Origin of the sequence: Gallibacterium faecale, from assembly GCF_027920745.1 — a bacterium.
Classification (GTDB): Bacteria; Pseudomonadota; Gammaproteobacteria; order Enterobacterales; family Pasteurellaceae; genus Gallibacterium; species Gallibacterium faecale.
This window is the reverse complement of the sequence record NZ_JAQIBB010000131.1, coordinates 1-5,401: the sequence shown is the minus strand read 5'-3', so window position 1 is coordinate 5,401 and position 5,401 is coordinate 1. Positions and strand designations below refer to the sequence as shown.

The window sequence follows — 5,401 nt, the reverse complement described above, 5'->3', positions numbered from 1 at the left end:
CTTAATAACTGGATTTTGAGCAAAGAAAAACCGTCATTTGACGGTTTATTGCTTTAATTTTGGATTAATTTCTCGAATAACAATTCTTTTTTGGTTTATTGTGTTTCCTTTTTGAGTATAAAATATCGTTACATTTGCTTTTATTGCCTCTTGAGAGGATATTTCATTAAGTGCGATTGTATGTGGGATTTCTATTGGGATACGCTTAGTAAAAACACCTTCAATATATCCTGACCAGCCAGAATAATCGTCGCGATCTAACGCTCTAATATGCAATGTAACATTATCCATTCTAGTATCTTTTTCAATTGGTTGCTCTGGCTCAACCTTTTTTGGTATGTCGGAAATTACCTTAGAAGGGATAATAATATTTTTACTTGAATCAATGTCTGAACCAAATTCAATAGACACATCCCCCGATGGGGTTTTGGCGGGCTGAGCAAATTCTACAGCATTTTTGGATAAGGATTTCTTATTACTTTTGTTTTCTTCTATTGCTTTTTTAAATTCTTCTATAGGAATATTAAGTTGTTGAGCACCATTAGTGATTACCGTATTGTAATTACCACTAATGTTAATAGAATTAGCTGAATTAGTACCTAGGCTATAAAAACCATAGGCTATCATTCCACCAATAACTAAACCGACTAATGATGATCTCACAGGATGTTCCTTACATTGCTTTGCCACCCAGTCATGAGTGTTTTCTAAAAATTTATCTAAATTTTCTTCTGTTTTGAAGATTAATTTTATAATAATCTTTTCTCGTAAAGAACCTTTTTCAATTGCTTTAATATAAAGTTTAACATCATGAACATCAGATTTACCCAATTTACTAAAAGTTTTGGTTGATTGCTTTACTATTTTTTCTAATGCTTCTAGAGATTTAACTATATCTTGAACTTGTATAGGTTCATTTATGTTAAATTTTATCTCATCGAGTAGTTCGCAACTGAAAACTTCTGACATATTTATTACCTTTTAATTTAAAGAAAATATTACCTAATAAAATGTGGATTTAGGTTTATTAACCTCCACGCCAAATCTGACGTCCAATAATTTTCAATTCTGGTAATTGAGTTTCATCTATAACAATTGGACTGTATTGTGGGTCTGGATTAAAGCTAATTAACTCAATAGTGTCCCCTTTTCGAACAACTTGTTTGATATAAAAATTACCTTTGTAAAGCAGAGCGTAAACTTCTCTATCAATAATTTCAGTGTCATCTATATTGACAATTACTGTATCCAAGTCTTTTAATACCGGTGACATACTTTGTCCCCTTACATACATAGCCTTGCAACTATTAGGATTTAGATTTTTATGTCGAAACCATGCTTGACGAAAGATTAAAGGTTCATCAGATTTTCGGGGGATCCATTCCATTGCACATCCTTTTCCGTGTCCTGCGGATAACTTAATATCATAGAGTTCAATTTGGATATGGGTATCACTGTAATCAATATCTTCTGCGGCAGCCACGCTAGGTAGTGTGTTAAACTCATTTACATCAAATGCTACTATTTCGATATCTTTTGAATGTTCCACATCTAACCAACCGCGAGGTTTATCAAAACCATCTTCTAATTTTGCAGCGATCTTATCTCCAATTCCTTTAGGCTTCCCGTTTTGAATTGCATTCTTATTTTTTATTTGGCGTAAGTAGTTAGCAGAGATTCCTGTTTTTTCTGCTAAACGTACGGTGCTTCCTGCGGCTTTAATAAGTTTCAAGAGATTTTCATATCGAATATCTTTTACTGTTTTCATAGGCGCCTCCTAGTTTAGCTATTATTTTAATATCATTTTGATACCAAATAAAACCAATAAAAGATATTGTTATTTATAGTACAAAAAGTTATCATTTAGATAACATTAAAACAATAAAGGTGTTATTTATGCAATTAAAAGATTTTTTAGTCAAAACTGGGCGGGGCAGTATCGCTAAGCTGTCGAAACATATTAATGTTAAATCATCTAACATTTCATTTTGGGCAAATGGTGTTCGTAAAGTGCCAGCAAAATATTGTGTAGAAATTGAAAAATGGTCTTGTAACCAAGTGACGTGCGAAGAATTACGTCCTGATATAGATTGGTCTTACTTACGTAAATAAGGTGGTGTTATGAGTGTTGTATATGGCGCATTGTCGGCGGAGTGGGATCATTTTATTAATCTTGGCTTGGGTAATGATTTATTACCTGTTGTGTCGGATCCTAATGTTTCTTTATCTCCGCGTAGTACGATTAAGCAAATAGGTAAGCTTCCATCAAGGATTAATTCTGAGGGATGTGTTGTTGGTTTAACGAGTTGGACGAATCGTAAAGTATCGGATTCTAAGATTGCATATTGGAAAAAAGATTCACGATTAGGGATTTGTATTCGTACTGGCAATAACCTTTATGTAAATATGCAAAAACCTTTATGCGTTGGGTTAAAAAACAAACAAAACCTTTATGCGATTGATGAAAAAAATAAACAAAAATAACCTTTGTGTTGGGGACACAGAAACCTTAATGCATAAAGGTTTTGACGAAAAAACACAAAGGTTTGTTTATGCATTAGATTGTGATGTTGAAACACAAGAAACACTCCAAATGATAGAAAGTATGGTAAAAAGTACTTTTGGTTTTTTACCGCCTCGACGCTTTCGTGAAAATTCAAATAAGTGTTTATTTTTGTTTGCAGTTACTGATAAACAAATGCCAAAACGCATTATGCGACTTGAAAATGGAGACTTGTTAGAGTTTTTAGGCAAAGGACAGCATTTTGTCGCAATTGGTACGCATCCAAGCGGGGTGAAATATCAGTGGGATGGCGGATTACCTACCGAAATCCCAACTATTACCGATAAACAGTGGGATGATTTGTGGTACGCGTTTGAACTTATATTGCCTGTTGCGGAGTCAACTCAGACGAAAGTAAGCAAAGATAGAGACTTAACACATGGGCATGGTAAATCAACTGATGAGGTGGCGGATTATCTTGATGATAATTGGGCTGTCTATGGAACAGGTAAACGTGGCGAACGCTATATTAAATGCCCATTTGAACATGAGCATTCTAGCGAGAGCAACGAAACCGCAACAGCCTATTTTCCCGCTGAGACAGGTGGTTTTGAGCGAGGGCATTTTAAATGTCAACACGCACATTGTGCCCATAGATCGGATACTGACTTTTTAAACGCAATTGGTTTTATTGATAACGAGTTTGATGCCTTGCAAGAGGAGATTGAGGATGTTGCGGACTTGATGGAGCATTATCTAGACCGGTATGTATACATCGCGGAAGGGGATAGAGTTGGGGATCTAAACGCCGATCCGCACGCATACAAATATAAATGGAATGAGTTTAAAAATCATACAGCAAATGAACGTATAGTCAAGTTAAATGGCAATAAGCAGCAGTCGGTTGCGGTTAGCACAGAGTGGCTACAGCATCCTAAGCGTAAATCGGTGGTAGGTTTAGCCTATCGACCTGGTGAGGGGAGAATTATTACTGAGGCGGATGGACGAAAATTCTTAAACGAGTTTTTTTCCCGGTTATTCCCATTGTACAAACTCGCGAGTTAATTCATATCTTTTTAAATCATATCGCTTACATTCTGCCTATTGAGAAAGAACGTAAGCATTTTGTTCAGTGGATGGCCTCGCTTTTGCGTTACCCACATCGTCGAAATAAAGTAACTAATATGCTTGTTGCTGTGGCACATGGAACGGGGCGTGGGTGGATTGTAGAACTACTGCAAAAATTATTAGGCCCGTGGAATTGTACGAAAACAAAAATGAGTGATCTAGTTAATAGCCCATTTAATAACTTCTTAAATCGCTCAATTTTGTGTGCGATTGAAGAAGTAAGAGAGAGCAATGAGCGCTTCGGTATTAGCGATAAAGTACGTGATACTTTAACGGAAAATTATTTAGAAGTTAATGTGAAGTATGGTGCTAAGCGTACTCAACCGATTTATACCAATTTCTTTTTCATGACTAATCATCCGGATGCTTTAGTACTAAAGCCAGAAGATAGACGGATCAATGTTTTTAGCGGGCCATCTCAAGCGAAAGACACTGAGTACTACAATACCCTATACGCGATGTTAGACAACAAACAGTTTATTGCTGAAGTATATAGCTATCTAATGGAATTGGATTTAAGTGATTATAACTGGACACATTCATTTGATACTCCCGCACGTCGCAATATGATTGATTTTAACATGACCCCAGAAGAGGAATTATTCTGTGACTTTATGAGTAACCCGCCGGCTGTGGCGATGACGTTTGCTCAAATCAGGGATTATCTATCAGATAAGGCTGAATTTGGCAGCGAAATTGATGATTACCGTCTCAAGAAGTTATTACAGCAATATGCGACCCCGTATAAAGCAATTAAAGTTAATGGTGCAACGGTACGTCCGTGGGTTTTAACTTCAAACGGAGCGGAAATTGCAATAGAGGATGTGAAAAAAGCGGTTGCACTTAATTTTAAGAATGAAAAGTAAGTGCAACCTACTAACATATTGATTTATAAGCTATTTTTAAAATTTGTGGTTGCAGTAAAACTAATCAAGTGCAACCTTAAAAAAGTTAATAAAATCAAAATGTTAATGCTAAAAAATGAGATTGGTTGCAGAGTTGCACTTAAAAAATATATTTATAAAAATAAATAGTCGTACATAAATACATACACATAAAGGTTTTTATATCTATATAGTTTTTTGAGGGTACTGCAACCGCAACCGAAAACAAAATATTGAAGAAAATAATTTTAAAATCAATTAGTTAACTGGGTTGCACTTGGTTGCACTGAAAAAAAGACGGATTATAGGTGGGATATGACTAGAGATGAATTAAAAGAACGATTGAAAGCGTGGGGCAATTGTGTACGTAGCTATCGAATCGGGACAGAATACCCAAACAAAGCGATGTTGCTTGAAGGTGCGGAACGAGAAGTTTCTTATCAGCGGATGTGTACAGATGAGGAAGCATTAGAGATTGAGGTAATAATGCGAGATTTAGCTAAGTTTGATGATTTAGGTTATTGGATGATATGCCAGCATTATATAGACCAACAGTCGGTGTCTAACATTATGCGTAAAATTAATAAATCTAAATCATATACGTTACAAATCTTGTATGGAGCAGAATCATATGTGTGGGGTGCTTTATCTAAATGACAAAAAATATTGACATCGGTCGACCGGTCGACGTAATATATTAACTATACTGCGGTAAACGCATCTATAAGATAAGGTAAAACAATTTTTATAACCCTAGGCAGCAATGTCTGGGGTTTTTTATTGCCTCTGAAATGGAGGTGGAGAAATGAAAATGCCAGACAAAGATCCTGGAGTGTGGCTCATTATCTGGGCGTACCTCCAACAAAACTACAATGCCATCGCGGGT

At 35.8% G+C, this 5,401-nt stretch carries 7 protein-coding genes; 5 read left to right on the top strand and 2 right to left on the bottom strand.

The window, feature by feature from the left end:
• Positions 1–45: 45 nt before the first annotated feature.
• On the bottom strand, positions 46–969 hold the full coding sequence (locus tag PF272_RS12835) for a hypothetical protein (protein WP_271143060.1): 924 nt from the start codon (positions 967–969) through the stop codon (positions 46–48).
• Between the two features lie 58 nt (positions 970–1,027).
• Positions 1,028–1,768: a S24 family peptidase gene (locus PF272_RS12830; RefSeq protein WP_271143059.1), complete on the bottom strand. Its 741-nt coding sequence runs from the start codon at positions 1,766–1,768 to the stop codon at positions 1,028–1,030.
• 128 nt (positions 1,769–1,896) lie between these two features.
• Here PF272_RS12830 and PF272_RS12825 point away from each other — a divergent pair, with 128 nt between their 5' ends.
• The 5 genes from PF272_RS12825 (at position 1,897) to PF272_RS12805 (ending at position 5,172) form a co-directional block, all read left to right on the top strand.
• Positions 1,897–2,112, top strand: coding sequence for a transcriptional regulator (locus PF272_RS12825; RefSeq protein WP_271143058.1), 216 nt, complete (start codon positions 1,897–1,899; stop codon positions 2,110–2,112).
• A 9-nt stretch (positions 2,113–2,121) separates the two neighbouring features.
• Entirely contained in the window at positions 2,122–2,484 is a 363-nt protein-coding gene (locus PF272_RS12820; protein WP_271143057.1) for a hypothetical protein, read from the top strand.
• Positions 2,462–3,568: a bifunctional DNA primase/polymerase gene (locus PF272_RS12815; RefSeq protein ID WP_271143056.1), complete on the top strand. Its 1,107-nt coding sequence runs from the start codon at positions 2,462–2,464 to the stop codon at positions 3,566–3,568. The genes PF272_RS12820 and PF272_RS12815 overlap by 23 nt, the downstream gene beginning before the upstream one ends.
• Positions 3,569–3,687: 119 nt before the next feature.
• Positions 3,688–4,497, top strand: a complete 810-nt coding sequence (locus tag PF272_RS12810) for a primase-helicase family protein (protein ID WP_271143055.1) — start codon at positions 3,688–3,690, stop codon at positions 4,495–4,497.
• A 333-nt stretch (positions 4,498–4,830) separates the two neighbouring features.
• Positions 4,831–5,172 carry an antiterminator Q family protein gene (locus PF272_RS12805; RefSeq protein WP_271143054.1) on the top strand — a complete coding sequence of 114 codons (342 nt, stop codon included), beginning with the start codon at positions 4,831–4,833 and terminating at the stop codon, positions 5,170–5,172.
• The last annotated feature ends 229 nt before the right edge of the window (positions 5,173–5,401 follow it).

Coding starts and splice junctions, on each gene's coding strand:
- PF272_RS12805 (WP_271143054.1), top strand. CDS start 4,831: ATGACTAGAGATGAATTAAAAGAACGATTGAAAGCGTGGGGCAATTGT.
- PF272_RS12830 (WP_271143059.1), bottom strand. CDS start 1,768: ATGAAAACAGTAAAAGATATTCGATATGAAAATCTCTTGAAACTTATT.
- PF272_RS12810 (WP_271143055.1), top strand. CDS start 3,688: ATGCTTGTTGCTGTGGCACATGGAACGGGGCGTGGGTGGATTGTAGAA.
- PF272_RS12820 (WP_271143057.1), top strand. CDS start 2,122: ATGAGTGTTGTATATGGCGCATTGTCGGCGGAGTGGGATCATTTTATT.
- PF272_RS12815 (WP_271143056.1), top strand. CDS start 2,462: ATGAAAAAAATAAACAAAAATAACCTTTGTGTTGGGGACACAGAAACC.
- PF272_RS12835 (WP_271143060.1), bottom strand. CDS start 969: ATGTCAGAAGTTTTCAGTTGCGAACTACTCGATGAGATAAAATTTAAC.
- PF272_RS12825 (WP_271143058.1), top strand. CDS start 1,897: ATGCAATTAAAAGATTTTTTAGTCAAAACTGGGCGGGGCAGTATCGCT.